The sequence below is a fragment of the Micromonospora trifolii genome (assembly GCF_050516465.1).
Lineage (GTDB): Bacteria > Actinomycetota > Actinomycetes > Mycobacteriales > Micromonosporaceae > Micromonospora > Micromonospora trifolii.
The window spans coordinates 5,307,306-5,324,695 of the sequence record NZ_CP191526.1 but is presented as its reverse complement, the minus strand read 5'-3'; the positions used below and the strand labels follow the sequence as shown (position 1 = coordinate 5,324,695).

Annotated in this window: 12 protein-coding genes; all 12 read left to right on the top strand. The window is 68.3% G+C overall.

Going from position 1 to position 17,390, the window contains the following annotated elements:
* Window positions 1–40 precede the first annotated feature (40 nt).
* The 12 genes from ACQRWP_RS24760 (at window position 41) to tuf (ending at window position 17,378) form a co-directional block, all read left to right on the top strand.
* Window positions 41–931 (top strand): ABC transporter ATP-binding protein, encoded by an 891-nt coding sequence (locus ACQRWP_RS24760; protein ID WP_430498102.1) that lies wholly within the window; start codon window positions 41–43, stop codon window positions 929–931.
* The gene (locus ACQRWP_RS24755; protein ID WP_430498100.1) at window positions 928–1,617 is read left to right on the top strand and encodes a hypothetical protein; all 690 of its coding nucleotides are present in this window, start codon (window positions 928–930) and stop codon (window positions 1,615–1,617) included. The genes ACQRWP_RS24760 and ACQRWP_RS24755 overlap by 4 nt, the downstream gene beginning before the upstream one ends.
* A gap of 340 nt (window positions 1,618–1,957) precedes the next feature.
* On the top strand, window positions 1,958–2,503 hold the full coding sequence (rplJ, locus tag ACQRWP_RS24750) for a 50S ribosomal protein L10 (RefSeq protein WP_328652105.1): 546 nt from the start codon (window positions 1,958–1,960) through the stop codon (window positions 2,501–2,503).
* A 54-nt stretch (window positions 2,504–2,557) separates the two neighbouring features.
* Window positions 2,558–2,944, top strand: coding sequence for a 50S ribosomal protein L7/L12 (rplL, locus tag ACQRWP_RS24745; protein WP_387177152.1), 387 nt, complete (start codon window positions 2,558–2,560; stop codon window positions 2,942–2,944).
* A gap of 569 nt (window positions 2,945–3,513) precedes the next feature.
* Window positions 3,514–6,945: a DNA-directed RNA polymerase subunit beta gene (locus tag ACQRWP_RS24740; RefSeq protein ID WP_091402413.1), complete on the top strand. Its 3,432-nt coding sequence runs from the start codon at window positions 3,514–3,516 to the stop codon at window positions 6,943–6,945.
* Between the two features lie 87 nt (window positions 6,946–7,032).
* Window positions 7,033–10,920 (top strand): DNA-directed RNA polymerase subunit beta', encoded by a 3,888-nt coding sequence (locus ACQRWP_RS24735; protein WP_238679504.1) that lies wholly within the window; start codon window positions 7,033–7,035, stop codon window positions 10,918–10,920.
* Between the two features lie 94 nt (window positions 10,921–11,014).
* Complete coding sequence (locus ACQRWP_RS24730; RefSeq protein ID WP_210784125.1) at window positions 11,015–11,383, top strand: hypothetical protein; 369 nt, start codon at window positions 11,015–11,017, stop codon at window positions 11,381–11,383.
* A gap of 682 nt (window positions 11,384–12,065) precedes the next feature.
* Window positions 12,066–12,446 carry a hypothetical protein gene (locus ACQRWP_RS24725; RefSeq protein WP_430498096.1) on the top strand — a complete coding sequence of 127 codons (381 nt, stop codon included), beginning with the start codon at window positions 12,066–12,068 and terminating at the stop codon, window positions 12,444–12,446.
* 508 nt (window positions 12,447–12,954) lie between these two features.
* Window positions 12,955–13,329 (top strand): 30S ribosomal protein S12, encoded by a 375-nt coding sequence (rpsL, locus tag ACQRWP_RS24720; RefSeq protein ID WP_007465318.1) that lies wholly within the window; start codon window positions 12,955–12,957, stop codon window positions 13,327–13,329.
* A 1-nt stretch (window position 13,330) separates the two neighbouring features.
* Entirely contained in the window at window positions 13,331–13,801 is a 471-nt protein-coding gene (gene rpsG, locus ACQRWP_RS24715; protein ID WP_007465317.1) for a 30S ribosomal protein S7, read from the top strand.
* 74 nt (window positions 13,802–13,875) lie between these two features.
* Window positions 13,876–15,972: an elongation factor G gene (fusA, locus tag ACQRWP_RS24710; protein WP_430498093.1), complete on the top strand. Its 2,097-nt coding sequence runs from the start codon at window positions 13,876–13,878 to the stop codon at window positions 15,970–15,972.
* A 212-nt stretch (window positions 15,973–16,184) separates the two neighbouring features.
* The gene (gene tuf, locus ACQRWP_RS24705) at window positions 16,185–17,378 is read left to right on the top strand and encodes an elongation factor Tu (protein ID WP_030489585.1); all 1,194 of its coding nucleotides are present in this window, start codon (window positions 16,185–16,187) and stop codon (window positions 17,376–17,378) included.
* Window positions 17,379–17,390: the final 12 nt, after the last annotated feature.

Here is a 17,390-nt window from a genome sequence, read left to right as displayed (position 1 = left end):
CGGCGCCCCGGCGCGTTCGAGGTGTGGCAGGCTCGACGTCATGCGGCTGGAGAACGTCTGGTTGCGGTACCACCGGCGGAGGCCGTGGGTGCTGCAGGGCATCGACGTGCGGATCGGTCCCGGCGAGGCCGCGATCGTGCTGGGTCGCAACGGGGTGGGCAAGTCGACTCTGCTTCAGGTGGCCGCAGGGGTCCTCCGGCCGGGCCGGGGCCGGGTCACCGACCGGCCGGCGCGGGTGGGCTGGGTGCCGGAGCGTTTCCCCGCCGACCAACCGTTCACGGTGACCCGCTATCTGACCGGGATGGCCCGGGTGGCGGGGCTGGGCAGGGCTGCGGCCGACGAGGCGGTGACCTTCTGGACGGACCGGCTCGGGCTGTCCGGCTTCCGCTCGGTCCGGTTGCCGGAGCTGTCCAAGGGCACCGCGCAGAAGGTCGGCCTCGCCCAGGCGATGCTGCGCCCGCCGGGCCTGCTGGTGCTCGACGAGCCGTGGGAGGGGCTGGACGCCGCCACCCGTGAGTTGGTGCCCGAGCTGATCGCCGAGGTGCTCGCCGCCGACGGCTCCGTCCTGGTCAGTGACCACCGCGGCGAGACGGTCCGGCTACCGGCCGCGCGCCGCTGGTTGGTGGCCGACGGTTCGCTCTCCGAGGAGACGTCGTCGACGGACGAGACGATCGCGGTGGTCGAGGTCGCGGTGCCGGCCGCGCGGGTCGCCGGCACCGTCGCCCGGTTGCGCGCCGAGGGCCACCAGGTGCTGCGGGTACGCTCCGACGCCTCCACCGCCGCACCCCAGGCCCGACCCGCCGAGCCGATCCGGTCGGCCGGTGCCGCCCGACCCGCCGAGCCGTCGCTCGGGGTCGCCGGGGAGCTGGTAGCGGACCAGCCGGAGGCCGCCGACGCGGTGGTCGAGCCGGCAGCGGGGGAGACCCGGTGAGCGCCCTGGTCCGGATGCGGTTGGCCGGTTTCCTGCGAACCGGCCGGGCGTTGGCACCGTTGCTCGCCGGCCTGATCACGCTCGGCACCCTCTACGGCGGTGGCCGCGCCCAGCCGGCGGAGGCGTACGGGGTCTCCGCGGTGGTGCTCTTCCCGGTGCTCGCCTGGCAGACCAAGATCCTGTTGGACGTCGAGCCGGACGTGCAGCGCCGGCTGGCGCAGGTGACGGTCGGGGTGGCCCGGGAGCGGTTGGCCGGGCTGCTCGCCGCCGCGGGGGCGGCGCTGGTGACGGTGGCCGTCGCGCTGCTCTTTCCGTGGCTGGTCGGCGGGGTGTCCGGCCCGGTCGACCCGGGGGACCGGTCGATTCCGGTCGGGCTCGCGCTGGGATTGTGGGCGCACCTGCTGGTCGTACCCGCTGCGGTTGCCCTCGGGGCGCTGGCCAGCCGGGCGTCGGTGGGCGGCGCCGGGTACGGCGTCGCGGTGTTGGCCCTCGGCGGGGTCGGCGCGGTGGTGTTCGGCCTGACCGGCTCGGTGGCCCCCTGGCTGGCACCGCCGATCATGGCGGCCGCTCGCACCACCGCCGGCGACGCCGCCGCGCTGACCCTGCTGGGGCTGAGCGGGTGGGCGCTGGCCTGGAGCGCTGCGGTCGTCGGCGGCTACCTGTGGCGGCGGCGGGCCGAGGGCTGACCGGCGCAGGTACGGGTGACGTGGCTCACCGGGCGCGATTTGGCGCCGCTGGCCGGTGCGCGTACTCTTCAACCGTCATCCGTGTTCTCATGGATGAGGAACCACCCAGAGACCGCTGGTCACCGTGCTTCGGCACGGTCGAAGGTCCCGCGACAACGGGCGACCCGCGTAGGGCGGCAAGCGTAACTCGGCAGTGAGCATGGTCCGCCGACCATGACGATCCGCCGGCCCTCGCCCCGTGCGCCCTGCGCCGGGGCTTTTTCGTTGTCGCGCTGCCTCCGCCTCCGTTCCGGCTTCGGCCGAGACGGGGACCAGCCTCGAGTAACGAGAGAGGAGGGACATGGCGGACAAGCCGATCCGGGCCGACAAGGCCACGGCCGTCGCTGAGCTGACCGAGAGCTTCCGCAGCTCGGGCGCCACCGTGCTGACCGAGTACCGCGGTCTGACGGTTTCCCAGCTCACCCAGCTTCGGCGCTCGCTCGGCGCCGATACCAGCTACACGGTCGCGAAGAACACGCTGGCCAAGCGTGCTGCGACGGACGCGGGCATCACCGGCCTCGACGAGCTGTTCACCGGTCCTACCGCGCTGACTTTCGTTTCGGGCGACGTCGTCGAGGCGGCGAAGGGGCTTCGCGACTTCGCGAAGGCCAACCCGAAGCTCGTCATCAAGGGCGGTGTCTTCGAGGGCAAGGCCATCACCGCGGCCGAGGTCACGAAGCTCGCCGACCTTGAGTCCCGCGAGGTGCTGCTGGCCAAGCTGGCCGGCGCGATGAAGGGCAACCTGAGCAAGGCCGCGGCCCTGTTCCAGGCCCCGCTGTCGAAGACCGCCCGTCTGGCGGCTGCACTGCAGGACAAGCGCGAGAAGGAGAGCGCCGAGGCGGCCTGAGGCCCCCACGGCGCACCAGTTCTTACTTAACAGAATCAGGAAAGGACGCCAGATATGGCGAAGCTCAGCACCGACGAGCTGCTCGACGCGTTCAAGGAGATGACGCTGATCGAGCTCTCTGAGTTCGTGAAGCAGTTCGAGACGACCTTCGAGGTCACCGCTGCTGCTCCGGTCGCGGTTGCCGCTGCCGGCGGTGGCGGTGGCGCTGCGGCCGAGGCCGAGCCGGAGCAGGACGAGTTCGACGTCATCCTCGAGGCTGACGGTGGCAAGAAGATCCAGGTCATCAAGGTCGTGCGTGAGCTGACCGGCCTGGGCCTCAAGGAGGCCAAGGACGCGGTCGAGTCCGCGCCGAAGGCCATCCTGGAGAAGGTCAACAAGGAGACCGCCGACAAGGCGAAGGCCAAGCTCGAGGGTGAAGGCGCCAAGGTCACCCTCAAGTGACCTGACGTTCCACCAACGCGTACCCGGCTCGTGAGCTGGGACACCATCGCGTCGCGGCGGGCGGTGATCCGACACGGATCACCGCCCGCCGTATTGGTGGATCTGGCTGCGACCGGTCCTGAGCTGGGCTCCGACCACGCGTACCCTTGACTCGAACGAGCGTGGCGGGTCGCCCTCCAGTGGGAAACAAGGGACAACCCGGATACCGGCCCTTGACGCGGCCCGGGGCTGCCAGGCACGCTGACACCAGCAAGACACCGCGCTTGCGACGGCCACGACGTGGGTATGACAGCGGCGGCACCATCGGCCGCTGTAACCCGAGCGGCCCAGTGGGGAGTTGCGTTCTGAGCGGCCCGGCAGACCCCGGTTGACGGGGGCCGAGGCGCGCTCCGCAAACAACCTGCGGGGTGGGCTGGACAGCGGTTAGCCTCTCGGCTACACTGCTAGTTTGCGCTGCCTTCCGACTTGACCCCTGCTCGGAAATGTCCGTTTACGGATATTTCTGGTGGGGTCATTGGAGTGCACGCGTACCAGCCGTTCTGCAGCACCGGTCCTCGGAAGGACGCATCTTGGCAGCTTCCCGCCCTGCGAAGACCAGTCGTACGTCGAGCGCATTCGCTCCCCGCCGAGTTTCATTCGGCAGGATCACCGAACACCTCGAGGTCCCCAACCTCCTTGCCATCCAGAACGAGTCCTTCGACTGGCTCGTGGGCAACGAGGCTTGGCAGGGCCGGTCGGCGGACGACCCGCACGCACGATCGGGTCTCGCGGAGATCCTTGAAGAGATCAGTCCCATTGAGGACTTCTCCGGCACCATGTCGCTCTCCTTCTCAGCGCCGCGCTTCGACGAGGTCAAGGCCTCGATCGAGGAGTGCAAGGAGAAGGACCTGACCTACTGCGCTCCGCTCTTCGTGACCGCGGAGTTCACCAACAACACCACTGGCGAGATCAAGAGCCAGACGGTGTTCATGGGTGACTTCCCGATGATGACGCCCAAGGGCACCTTCGTCATCAACGGCACCGAGCGCGTCGTGGTCAGCCAGCTCGTCCGGTCTCCGGGCGTGTACTTCGACAAGCAGCCGGACAAGACCTCCGACCGCGACCTCTCCAGCGTCAAGGTCATCCCGAGTCGGGGTGCCTGGCTGGAGTTCGACATCGATAAGCGCGACACGGTCGGTGTACGCATCGACCGCAAGCGTCGGCAGGCCGTCACCGTCCTGCTCAAGGCCATCGGATGGTCGGCCGAGCGGATCCGTGAGAAGTTCGGCTGGTCCGAGCTGATGATGACCACGCTCGAGAAGGACCACATCGCCGGCGCCGACGAGGCTCTGCTCGATATCTACCGCAAGCTGCGCCCTGGCGAGCCGCCGACGCGCGAGAACGCCCAGACCCTGCTCGACAACCTCTTCTTCAACCCGAAGAGGTACGACGTCGCCAAGGTCGGGCGCTACAAGTTCAACAAGAAGCTCGAAGTCGGCGTACCGATCACCACCGGCACGCTGACCGAGGACGACATCGTCGCCACCGTGGAGTACCTGTGCCGGCTGCACGCCGGTGAGGACGGCTACGAGGCCGACGACATCGACCACTTCGGCAACCGGCGCCTCCGTACCGTGGGCGAGCTGATCCAGAACCAGGTTCGGGTCGGCCTTTCCCGGATGGAGCGTGTCGTCCGCGAGCGGATGACCACGCAGGACGTCGAGGCGATCACCCCGCAGACCCTGATCAACATCCGCCCGGTGGTGGCGGCGATCAAGGAGTTCTTCGGGACGTCCCAGCTGTCCCAGTTCATGGACCAGACCAACCCGCTGGCGGGCCTGACCCACCGGCGTCGGCTGAGCGCGCTCGGCCCGGGTGGTCTGTCCCGGGAGCGGGCCGGCTTCGAGGTCCGCGACGTGCACCCGTCCCACTACGGCCGGATGTGCCCGATCGAGACGCCGGAAGGCCCGAACATCGGCCTGATCGGCGCGCTGTCCACCTTCGCCCGGGTCAACCCGTTCGGCTTCATCGAGACGCCGTACCGGAAGGTCGTCGAGGGTCGGGTCACCGACCAGATCGACTACCTGACCGCGGACGAGGAGGACCGGTTCGTCAAGGCCCAGGCCAACGCGCGCCTGAAGGCTGACGGCACGTTCGCCGAGGACCGGGTGCTCTGCCGTCGTAAGGGCGGCGAGACCGAGGACGTCGTCCCCGGTGCCGTCGACTACATGGACGTCTCGCCCCGGCAGATGACCTCGGTCGCGACCGCCATGATCCCGTTCCTCGAGCACGACGACGCCAACCGGGCACTGATGGGCGCGAACATGCAGCGCCAGGCGGTGCCGCTGGTCAAGGCCGAGGCGCCGCTCGTGGGTACGGGCATGGAGTACCGGGCCGCGGTCGACGCTGGCGACGTGGTGGTCGCCGAGGTCGGCGGTGTGATCGAAGATCTCTGCGCCGACTACGTCACCATCCACCAGGATGACGGCCACCGCCGGACGTACCTGCTGCACAAGTTCCGCCGCTCCAACGCCGGCTCCTGCGTCAACCAGAAGCCGGTCGTCTTCGAGGGCGACCGCGTCGAGGCCGGTCAGGTCATCGCCGACGGTCCGTGCACCGACGAGGGCGAGATGGCGCTCGGACGCAACCTGCTGGTGGCGTTCATGTGCTGGGAGGGCCACAACTACGAGGACGCGATCATCCTGTCGCAGCGCCTCGTGCAGCAGGACGTGCTCACCTCGATCCACATCGAGGAGCACGAGGTCGACGCTCGGGACACCAAGCTCGGTCCGGAGGAGATCACCCGCGACATCCCGAACGTCAGCGAGGAAATGCTCGCTGACCTCGACGAGCGCGGCATCATCCGGATCGGTGCCGAGGTCGTCCCCGGTGACATTCTGGTCGGCAAGGTCACGCCCAAGGGTGAGACCGAGCTGACCCCGGAGGAGCGCCTGCTCCGCGCGATCTTCGGTGAGAAGGCGCGTGAGGTTCGGGACACCTCGCTGAAGGTGCCGCACGGCGAGACCGGCACGGTCATCGGTGTGCGCACGTTCTCCCGCGAGGACGGCGACGAGTTGCCGCCGGGTGTCAACGAGCTGGTCCGGGTCTACGTCGCCCAGAAGCGCAAGATCCAGGACGGCGACAAGCTCGCCGGCCGGCACGGCAACAAGGGCGTCATCTCGAAGATCCTGCCGATCGAGGACATGCCGTTCCTTGAGGACGGCACCCCGGTCGACATCGTGCTCAACCCGCTCGGTGTGCCGAGCCGGATGAACATCGGCCAGGTGCTGGAGACCCACCTCGGTTGGGTCGCCAAGACCGGTTGGAAGGTCGAGGGTGACGACGCCGACTGGAAGCGCCAGCTGCGCTCGATCGACGCGCACGAGTCCGAGGGCGACACCAACGTGGCCACCCCGGTCTTCGATGGTGCTCGCGAGGAGGAGATCTCCGGCCTGCTCGAGTCGACCCTGCCCAACCGGGACGGCAAGCAACTGATCGGGCGTACCGGCAAGGCGCAGTTGTTCGATGGTCGTTCCGGCGAGCCACTGCCGGACCCGATCGCGGTCGGCTACGTCTACATCCTGAAGCTCAACCACCTGGTCGACGACAAGATCCACGCTCGTTCGACCGGTCCGTACTCGATGATCACGCAGCAGCCGCTGGGTGGTAAGGCGCAGTTCGGTGGTCAGCGTTTCGGTGAGATGGAGTGCTGGGCGATGCAGGCGTACGGCGCTGCCTACGCCCTGCAGGAGCTGCTCACGATCAAGTCCGACGACGTGCTCGGCCGAGTGAAGGTCTACGAGGCCATCGTCAAGGGCGAGAACATCCCGGAGCCGGGCATCCCGGAGTCGTTCAAGGTGCTGCTCAAGGAGCTGCAGTCGCTGTGCCTCAACGTTGAGGTGCTCTCCAGCGACGGTGTGGCCCTGGAAATGCGCGAGACCGACGACGAGGTGTTCCGGGCCGCTGAGGAGCTGGGCATCGACCTGTCCCGGCGCGAGCCGAGCTCGGTCGAAGAGGTCTGAGGTGAGCGGTCGGGGGGGGGGGGGGCCCCCCCCCCCCCCCCCCCCCACCCGAGAATTAGCAGTACAGACGACGACATAGGGGACATAGTGCTCGACGTCAACTTCTTCGACGAGCTGCGCATTGGTCTCGCCACCGCCGACGACATCCGTCAGTGGTCGCACGGCGAGGTCAAGAAGCCTGAGACGATCAACTACCGCACCCTGAAGCCGGAAAAGGACGGGCTCTTCTGCGAGAAGATCTTCGGTCCGCAGCGGGACTGGGAGTGCTACTGCGGTAAGTACAAGCGCGTTCGGTTCAAGGGCATCATCTGTGAGCGCTGCGGCGTCGAGGTGACTCGCTCCAAGGTCCGTCGTGAGCGGATGGGGCACATCGAGCTCGCCGCTCCGGTGACCCACATCTGGTACTTCAAGGGCGTTCCGAGCCGGCTGGGTTACCTGCTGGACCTCGCCCCCAAGGACCTCGAGAAGATCATCTACTTCGCCTCGTACGTCGTGACGAGCGTGGACGCGGAGTCGCGTCACCGTGACCTCTCGACGATCGAGAACGAGATCCTGGCCGAGAAGCGGCAGTCCGAGAACAGCCGCGACTCGGAGATCGAGAAGCGGGCCGCCAAGCTCGAGGCCGACCTGGCCGAGCTGGAGGCCGAGGGTGCCAAGGCGGACGTCCGGCGCAAGGTCAAGGAGGGCGGAGAGCGCGAGATGCGCCAGATCCGCGACCGGGCCCAGCGCGAGATCGACCGCCTGGACGAGGTGCTGGACACCTTCCGCAAGCTGGAGCCGAAGCAGCTGGTCACCGACGAGCTGCTCTACCGCGAGCTGCGCGACCGGTTCGGTGAGTACTTCACCGGTTCCATGGGCGCCGAGGCGATCAAGGCGCTGGTCCAGAACATGGACCTCGACGCCGAGGCCGAGAGCCTGCGGGAGACCATCCGCTCCGGCAAGGGTCAGCGGAAGATCCGGGCGCTCAAGCGACTCAAGGTCGTCGCGGCGTTCCTGAACACCCGCAACTCGCCGCTCGGCATGGTGCTGGACTGCGTCCCGGTCATCCCGCCGGACCTGCGCCCGATGGTGCAGCTCGACGGTGGCCGCTTCGCGACCTCGGACCTGAACGACCTGTACCGCCGCGTGATCAACCGGAACAACCGCCTCAAGCGGCTGATCGACCTCGGCGCGCCCGAGATCATCGTCAACAACGAGAAGCGGATGCTCCAGGAGGCCGTCGACGCGCTGTTCGACAACGGCCGTCGCGGCCGGCCGGTCACCGGCCCGGGTAACCGCCCGCTCAAGTCGCTGTCCGACATGCTCAAGGGCAAGCAGGGCCGGTTCCGCCAGAACCTGCTGGGCAAGCGCGTCGACTACTCCGGCCGTTCGGTCATCGTGGTCGGCCCGAAGCTCAAGCTGCACCAGTGCGGTCTGCCCAAGCAGATGGCGCTGGAGCTGTTCAAGCCGTTCGTGATGAAGCGGCTGGTCGACCTCAACCACGCGCAGAACATCAAGTCCGCCAAGCGGATGGTCGAGCGTCAGCGCCCGGTCGTGTGGGACGTGCTGGAAGAGGTCATCGGCGAGCACCCGGTGCTGCTCAACCGGGCACCGACCCTGCACCGCCTGGGCATCCAGGCCTTCGAGCCGCAACTGGTCGAGGGCAAGGCGATCCAGATCCACCCGCTGGTCTGCACCGCGTTCAACGCCGACTTCGACGGTGACCAGATGGCGGTGCACGTGCCGCTGTCCGCCGAGGCTCAGGCCGAGGCGCGGATCCTGATGCTGTCGTCGAACAACATCCTCAAGCCGGCCGACGGTAAGCCGGTCACCATGCCTACCCAGGACATGGTCATCGGTCTGTACCACCTCACCCACCTCACCGTCGGTGAGAAGGGCGAGGGCCGGGCGTTCAGCTCGGACGCCGAGGCGCGGATGGCCTTCGACAACGGCGAGCTGCACCTGCAGGCGCCGGTGAAGATCCGTCTCCGTGGCGTGGTCGGGGTCGACAACGGCAACGGCTCCGAGGCGTGGAGCGCCCCGGAGGGCTGGGTCGAGGGTGACCCGCTGACCGTGGAGACCACCCTGGGTCGGGTGCTGTTCAACGAGACGCTGCCGCAGGGCTACCGCTTCGTGAACTACGAGATCCGCAAGGGTCAGCTCTCCGCGATCGTCAACGACCTCGCCGAGCGCTTCCCCAAGGTGGCGCTGGCCGCCACCCTGGACGGGCTCAAGGAGGCCGGTTTCCACTGGGCCACCTGGTCCGGCGTGACGATCGGCATGGAGGACGTCATCGCTCCGCCGCGCAAGGCGGAGATCCTGGCGAAGTACGAGAAGGACGCCGACCAGATCGACAAGCAGTACCAGCGTGGTCTGATGACCGCCGAGGAGCGTCGCGGCGAGCTCATCGAGATCTGGACCAAGGCGACCAACGAGGTCGCCAAGGAGATGGACACCGCGCTGCCGCAGGAGAACCCGCTGTGGAAGATGATCAACTCGGGTGCTCGCGGTAACCTGCTCCAGCTCCGGCAGATCGCGGCGATCCGTGGTCTGGTGGCCAACCCCAAGGGCGAGATCATCCCGCGGCCGATCAAGGCCAGCTACCGGGAGGGTCTGTCCGTGCTGGAGTACTTCATCTCCACGCACGGTGCCCGTAAGGGTCTCGCCGACACCGCGCTGCGGACCGCCGACTCGGGTTACCTGACCCGTCGTCTGGTGGACGTCTCGCAGGACGTCATCATCCGCGAAGAGGACTGCGGCACCGACCGGGCGATCCCGATGCAGATCGGCGAGAAGCTGGACGGCAAGCTCGTCGTCCACACCCACGCCGAGACCAGCGTGCACGCCCGGACCCTCGCCGACGACATCAAGGGGCCGGACGGCACCGTCGTCGCCGAGCGCGGTCAGGACATCAACTCCATCGGGGTCGACAAGATCGTCGCCGCTGGTGTGGAGACGGTCCGAGTGCGCAGCGTGCTCACCTGTGAGTCGAAGCTGGGCGTCTGCGCGGCCTGCTACGGCCGGTCGCTGCCGACCGGTAAGTCGGTCGACATCGGCGAGGCGGTCGGCATCATCGCCGCCCAGTCCATCGGTGAGCCTGGTACGCAGCTGACGATGCGTACCTTCCACACCGGTGGTGTCGCGGGTGAGGACATCACCCAGGGTCTGCCGCGTGTTCAGGAAATCTTCGAGGCTCGGGTCCCGAAGGGTAAGGCGCCCATCGCCGACACCCCCGGTCGGATCCGGATCGAGGACGGCGAGCGCTCGCGCAAGATCATCGTTGTGCCGGACGACGGCAGCGAAGAGATCGTCTACGACAAGATCTCGAAGCGCGTCAAGCTCCGTACCCACGACGGTGGTCACGTCGCGGTCGGCGAGAAGCTGACCGAGGGCACCATCGACCCGCACGAGCTGCTGCGGATCATGGGTCCGCGGGCGGTCCAGGTCCACCTGACCAGTGAGGTCCAGGAGGTCTACCGCTCGCAGGGTGTGCTCATCCACGACAAGCACATCGAGATCATCATCCGCCAGATGCTCAAGCGGGTGACGGTCATCGACTCCGGCTCGACCGAGTTCCTGCCGGGCGTGCTCGTCGACCGGGCGCTGTTCGAGTCGGAGAACCGCCGACTCGTCTCGGAGGGTGGCGAGCCCGCCGCTGGCCGTCCGGTGCTGATGGGTATCACCAAGGCCTCGCTGGCCACCGACTCCTGGCTCTCGGCGGCCTCCTTCCAGGAGACCACCCGGGTGCTGACCGACGCTGCGATCAACTCGCGCAGCGACTCGCTGGTCGGCCTCAAGGAGAACGTGATCATCGGAAAGCTCATCCCGGCCGGTACCGGCATCAGCAAGTACCGCAACGTCCGGGTCGAGCCGACCGAGGAGGCCAAGGCCAAGGTCTACTCGATGACCGGTTACCCGGAGACCGACTACGGGTTCGGGCCGGCCAGCGGGCAGGCCGTGCCGCTGGACGATTTCGACTTCGGGTCGTACCGCTAAGCACCAGTCACACGACGAGGCCCCCGGTGAAAGCCGGGGGCCTCGTCGTGTCCGTGCCCACCCACCCCTGGGCCGGGTTCGGCATGATGGGGGGATGACGACCGCACCCGGGCAGGTGTCCGTCGCCCAGCAGGGCGTACGCCACCCGCTGGACCCGGACCCGGCCCGCGCCACGAAGGCACGGGCGGTCTTCGCGCTGGGCCTGCTCGGCATGCTGACCGGGCTGTTCATCGGTGGCGTGGTGCCGGCCACGGTGGCCCTGCAACTGGCCCGGCAGGCGCGCCGCGAGGCGTACGCCTCGGGGGGCTTCCTGACCGGCGGCGTCTGGCTGCGCCGGGGGGAGTGGATGGCCTGGACCGGCCTGGTGCTGGTCGCGGTCAGCGTGGTGGCCGCCGTGGTCATCGGGGTGGTCCGGTTGGCCGGCGCCCCGTTCGGCCACGACTACCCGGCGAACATGGACTGAGCCACCGGTGGCCCCGCCCGGCGCGGGCGGCGGTGCTCGCGGCGGTAGCCTGGCCGGTGTCCGCCATGTGGCGGTGGCGGCCTTTCGACAGGAGGACCTCGTGACGGAACCGGCGCGGCCCCCTGCGGACGAACCGGCCGGCCCGCCGGACCCGCCGGCTCCGCCATGCGAGCCGAGCGACTGGGCGCGACCCGGTCCGAGCGGCGAGCCACACCCACCGGTGTCCACCCCGAGCCCGCCGCCCTCTGCGGCGCCGCCCCCCGGTTGGGGTGCGAACGGCTGGGGCACGACCGAGGCGCCCGGCTCCGGCCAGCCGTACCCGGTCTCCAGCGCACCGACCTCGACGCCGCAGGGCTGGGGCCCGCCGACCTCCGGGCCGGGTGTGCCGCCTGGCTGGGGCCCGCCGGCGGCTGCTTCGGGAGTGCCGTACGGCTGGGGTCCGCCCCAGTCTGTGCCGGCTGGGTGGGGTCCGCCCTCGTCTGGGCCGAGTGTGCCGCCTGGGTGGGGTCCGCCCTCGTCTGGGCAGGCTGCGCCGTACGGCTGGGGTCCGCCGTCGTCCGGACCCGGGGCGCCGCCCGGCTGGGGTCCGCCACCCCCGGGGCACGGCCCCGGGTGGGGTGGCACGCCGGGGCGTTCGGTACCGCCGCCGCCGACCGACGACCAGCGCCGGCCGCCGAAGCGGGTGGAGTCGGTTTCGGGTACGCCGTTCGGCGTCGTGCACCTGGACGTGGCACCGGTCACCTCCGGGCTGGCCATCGGGGCGCTGGTGGCGGGGATCGCGTCGGTTCTGGTCTCACTGCTGGTGATCTGCTTCGGAGTGGCCTTCAAGAACGACGGCGGGGCCTGGGCCTCCGGGGCGTTCGCCGCGCTGGGTGTGCTGGCCGGTGGGGCGGCGGTCGTCATCGGGCTGCTCGGCCGGCGGCAGATCCGGCGGCCGACGGCGCCCTCCGCGGTCCAGTTCACCGGCCGCGGGCTGGCGATGGCCGGGGTCAGCTGCGGCGCGGCGGGGGCACTGCTCAGCCTGCTGGGCCTGGGTCTGGCCCTCCTTCTCACCCTGACGTGAGGGTGATCACCGATAACTCCGGCGCCTGACGGGGGTCTCCCGCGGAAGGCTTCCGGTCACCCCGGGGGCGATGGGTGCTTCTGCGGGGAAGCCGGTACACTTGTATTCGTAGGTGCCCATCGCGGGCGACGGGGCAGGACGAGATCCGGCTGGCGGTTGTGAGACGGTCGCCGGGCCATTCCGTTTTGACCTGGGCGGTTGTGGTAGGTACTCTTTCCCCTTGTGCCCGGGCATGCCCGGGCAACTCGTGCGTGCGCTGTTTCCGGCTTACGGGCGGCGGCACGACAAGCCAAAGATCCGGGGCGGGGCGACCCGCGCGCCGGTGACAAAACCCGGTACGCACGCGAGAGCGTCGCAACGGGGCCGTGACGAGGGCGACACGCCCGACCGCGGGTGCCGGGGTCTCCGCAAGGCGACCCTGGTCGGAATGTAGGAGAGCCGGTCATCAGGCCGGCTAACGAGCAGACGGCGCGGCCGCGAATGCGGCCGAAGGGAGCGGAGAAACCCGGTGCCCACGATCCAGCAGCTGGTCCGAAAGGGCCGCCAGGCGAAGACGACCAAGACCAAGACCCCGGCGCTGAAGGGTTCCCCTCAGCGGCGCGGCGTGTGCACCCGCGTGTACACCACCACCCCTAAGAAGCCGAACTCGGCGCTGCGCAAGGTCGCTCGCGTGAAGCTCAGCAGCCAGATCGAGGTGACCGCCTACATCCCCGGCGTCGGTCACAACCTGCAGGAGCACTCGATCGTGCTCGTTCGCGGCGGCCGGGTGAAGGACCTCCCCGGCGTGCGTTACAAGATCGTTCGCGGCTCGCTGGACACCCAGGGTGTCCGCAACCGCAAGCAGGCGCGCAGCCGTTACGGCGCGAAGAAGGAGAAGAGCTGACATGCCGCGTAAGGGACCCGCTCCGCGGCGGCCACTGGTCGCTGACCCGGTGTACAACTCGCCGCTGGTCACCCAGCTGGTGAACAAGATCCTGCTCCGCGGCAAGCGTCAGCTCGCCGAGTCCATCGTGTACGCGGCCCTCGAGGGCTGCCGCGAGAAGTCCGGCACCGACCCGGTCGTCACCCTCAAGCGGGCGATGGACAACGTCAAGCCGACCCTCGAGGTGCGCAGCCGTCGTGTCGGTGGCGCCACCTACCAGGTTCCGGTCGAGGTCCGCCCGACCCGGGCGACCACCCTGGGCCTGCGCTGGCTGGTCACGTACTCCCGCGCCCGGCGCGAGAAGACCATGGTCGAGCGGCTGATGAACGAGCTGCTGGACGCGAGCAACGGCCTCGGTGCCGCCGTCAAGCGGCGCGAGGACACGCACAAGATGGCCGAGTCGAACAAGGCCTTCGCGCACTACCGCTGGTAACACCCTGGTTCCGGCGCCTCCGGGCGCCGGAACCGCCACCAGTTGAGTCGAGACGACGATAAGTAGGGATTGAAGTGGCCGCCGCAGACGCGCTCGCCAAGGTACGCAACATCGGCATCATGGCGCACATCGATGCCGGTAAGACCACGACCACCGAGCGAATCCTGTTCTACACCGGCATCACGTACAAGATCGGTGAGGTCCACGAGGGCGCTGCCGTCATGGACTGGATGGAGCAGGAGCAGGAGCGTGGTATCACCATCACCTCCGCTGCTACCAAGTGTGAGTGGAAAGACCACACGATCCAGATCATCGACACGCCTGGCCACGTCGACTTCACGGTCGAGGTCGAGCGGTCGCTGCGGGTCCTGGATGGTGCGGTCGCGGTTTACGACGGTGTCGCCGGCGTGGAACCGCAGACGGAGAACGTCTGGCGGCAGGCCGACAAGTACAACGTCCCGCGTATGTGCTTCGTCAACAAGCTCGACCGGACCGGCGCCGACTTCTTCCGCTGCGTGCAGATGATGATCGACCGGTTGAACGCCACCCCGCTGGTGCTCCAGATCCCGATCGGGCTCGAGGGTGACCACATCGGTGTCGTCGACCTGATCGGCATGCGCGCGCTCACCTGGCGCGGGGAGACCCAGAAGGGTGAGGACTACGCGGTTGAGGAGATCCCGGCCGAGCTGGCCGACTCCGCAGCCGAGTGGCGCGAGAAGCTGATGGAGACCCTCGCCGACGTCGACGACGCGGTGATGGAGAAGTACCTGGAGGGCGAGGAGATCCCCGCCGAGGAGATCAAGGCCGCCATCCGGCGTGCCACCATCGCCGGCAAGGCCAACCCGGTGCTCTGCGGCTCGGCGTTCAAGAACAAGGGCGTTCAGCCCATGCTCGACGCCGTGGTCGACTTCCTGCCGTCGCCGCTGGACGTTCCGGCGATCGAGGGTACGGCCACCGACGGTGAGACCCCGCTGCTGCGTAAGCCGTCCAACTCGGAGCCCTTCTCCGGCCTGGCCTTCAAGATCCAGACGGACAAGCACCTGGGCAAGCTCACCTACGTCCGGGTCTACTCCGGCACGCTCGATTCCGGTTCCCAGGTGGTCAACTCCACCAAGGACCGCAAGGAGCGCATCGGCAAGATCTACCAGATGCACGCCAACAAGCGGGAAGAGCGTCCGTCGGCGCAGGCCGGCGACATCATCGCCGTGCAGGGTCTCAAGCAGACCACCACCGGCGACACTCTCTCCGACCCGGCGAACCCGGTCATCCTGGAGTCGATGACCTTCCCGGAGCCGGTCATCTCGGTGGCGATCGAGCCGAAGACCAAGTCCGACCAGGAGAAGCTGGGTACTGCCATCCAGCGCCTGGCCGAGGAGGACCCGACCTTCCGCGTCCAGCTGGACGAGGAGACCGGTCAGACGGTCATCTCCGGCATGGGTGAGCTGCACCTGGACATCCTGGTCGACCGCATGCGCCGCGAGTTCAACGTCGAGGCGAACGTCGGCAAGCCGCAGGTGGCGTACCGCGAGACCATCCGCCGCAAGGTGGACAAGGTCGAGTACACCCACAAGAAGCAGACCGGTGGTTCCGGCCAGTACGCCCGCGTGATCGTGAGCGTCGAGCCGCTTCCGCTGGACAACGACTCGCCGACCTACGAGTTCGCCAACGCCGTCAGCGGCGGCCGCATCCCCCGGGAGTTCATCCCCTCGGTGGACGCCGGTGCGCAGGACGCGTTGCAGTACGGCATCCTCGCGGGCTTCCCGCTGGTCGGCGTGAAGCTGACCCTGCTGGACGGCCAGTACCACGAGGTTGACTCGTCGGAAATGGCATTCAAGATCGCCGGCTCGATGGTGATGAAGGACGCGGCCCGCAAGGCCGATCCGGCACTGCTCGAGCCGATGATGGCCGTTGAAGTCACCACTCCTGAGGAGAACATGGGTGACGTCATCGGTGACCTCAACTCCCGCCGCGGCATCATCCAGGCGATGGAGGAGCGCAGCGGCGCCCGCATCGTCCGGGCCCTGGTGCCGTTGTCGGAGATGTTCGGCTACGTCGGCGACCTGCGGTCGAAGACCCAGGGCCGGGCTAGCTACAGCATGCAGTTCGACTCCTACGCCGAGGTTCCGCAGAGCGTCGCGAAGGAGATCATCGCCAAGGCAACGGGCGAGTAACGCCCTGAGCAGGTGATTCGTGGTTGGTCGCGGGAGGGTTCACCCGCCCGCGACCACCACGATCGGATCGCGTGAGACCGGGCCTGTAGGCTTCATCGCCGCAGAACCCACAAAGGCTCTCCGGCCGTCAGGCCGGAAAGGCTGTCGACAGAGTCCTAAGCGCCGACCGGCGCGCCGGGCGTACGAACCAAGAAGTCCACAGGAGGACACCAGTGGCGAAGGCTAAGTTCGAGCGGACTAAGCCGCACGTCAACATCGGCACCATTGGTCACATCGACCACGGTAAGACGACGCTGACGGCGGCCATCACCAAGGTCCTGCACGACCAGTACCCGGACCTGAACCCCTACACGCCGTTCGACGAGATCGACAAGGCGCCGGAGGAGAAGGCCCGCGGCATCACGATCTCGATCGCACACGTCGAGTACCAGACCGAGTCGCGGCACTACGCGCACGTCGACTGCCCTGGGCACGCCGACTACATCAAGAACATGATCACCGGTGCCGCGCAGATGGACGGCGCGATCCTGGTGGTCGCGGCGACCGACGGCCCGATGCCGCAGACCCGCGAGCACGTGCTGCTGGCCCGTCAGGTCGGTGTGCCGTACATCGTCGTGGCGCTCAACAAGAGCGACATGGTCGATGACGAGGAGCTCCTGGAGCTCGTCGAGCTCGAGGTCCGTGAGCTGCTCTCCTCGCAGGAGTACCCGGGTGACGACCTGCCGGTCGTTCGGGTTTCGGCGCTGAAGGCCCTCGAGGGTGACCCCGAGTGGACCGGCAAGCTGCTGGACCTGATGACCGCTGTCGACACCTCGATCCCGCAGCCGGAGCGCGAGGTTGACAAGCCGTTCCTGATGCCGGTTGAGGACGTCTTCACGATCACCGGTCGTGGCACCGTCGTCACCGGTCGCGTGGAGCGCGGCGTTCTCCTGCCGAACGAGGATGTTGAGCTCGTCGGTATCAAGGAGAAGAGCTTCAAGACCAAGGTCACCGCGATCGAGATGTTCCGGAAGACCCTGGACGACGCCCGCGCAGGCGAGAACGTCGGCCTGCTGCTGCGTGGTACCAAGCGCGACGAGGTCGAGCGCGGCATGGTCGTCGTGAAGCCGGGCTCGAACACCCCGCACACGGAGTTCGAGGCGACGGTCTACATCCTCTCCAAGGAGGAGGGTGGCCGTCACACCCCGTTCTTCCAGAACTACCGTCCGCAGTTCTACTTCCGGACCACGGACGTCACCGGTGTCGTCACCCTCCCCGAGGGCACCGAGATGGTCATGCCGGGTGACAACACGTCCATGTCGGTGAAGCTGATCCAGCCCATCGCCATGGAGGAGAACCTCAAGTTCGCGATCCGCGAGGGTGGCCGCACCGTCGGCGCCGGGTTCGTCACCAAGATTAACAAGTGAACTAGGTAACCC

Bases quoted from the DNA above. Each gene is read 5' to 3' on its own strand.
- ACQRWP_RS24760 (WP_430498102.1), top strand. From the start codon at position 41: ATGCGGCTGGAGAACGTCTGGTTGCGGTACCACCGGCGGAGGCCGTGG.
- rpsG (WP_007465317.1), top strand. From the start codon at position 13,331: ATGCCGCGTAAGGGACCCGCTCCGCGGCGGCCACTGGTCGCTGACCCG.
- rplJ (WP_328652105.1), top strand. From the start codon at position 1,958: ATGGCGGACAAGCCGATCCGGGCCGACAAGGCCACGGCCGTCGCTGAG.
- rplL (WP_387177152.1), top strand. From the start codon at position 2,558: ATGGCGAAGCTCAGCACCGACGAGCTGCTCGACGCGTTCAAGGAGATG.
- ACQRWP_RS24730 (WP_210784125.1), top strand. From the start codon at position 11,015: ATGACGACCGCACCCGGGCAGGTGTCCGTCGCCCAGCAGGGCGTACGC.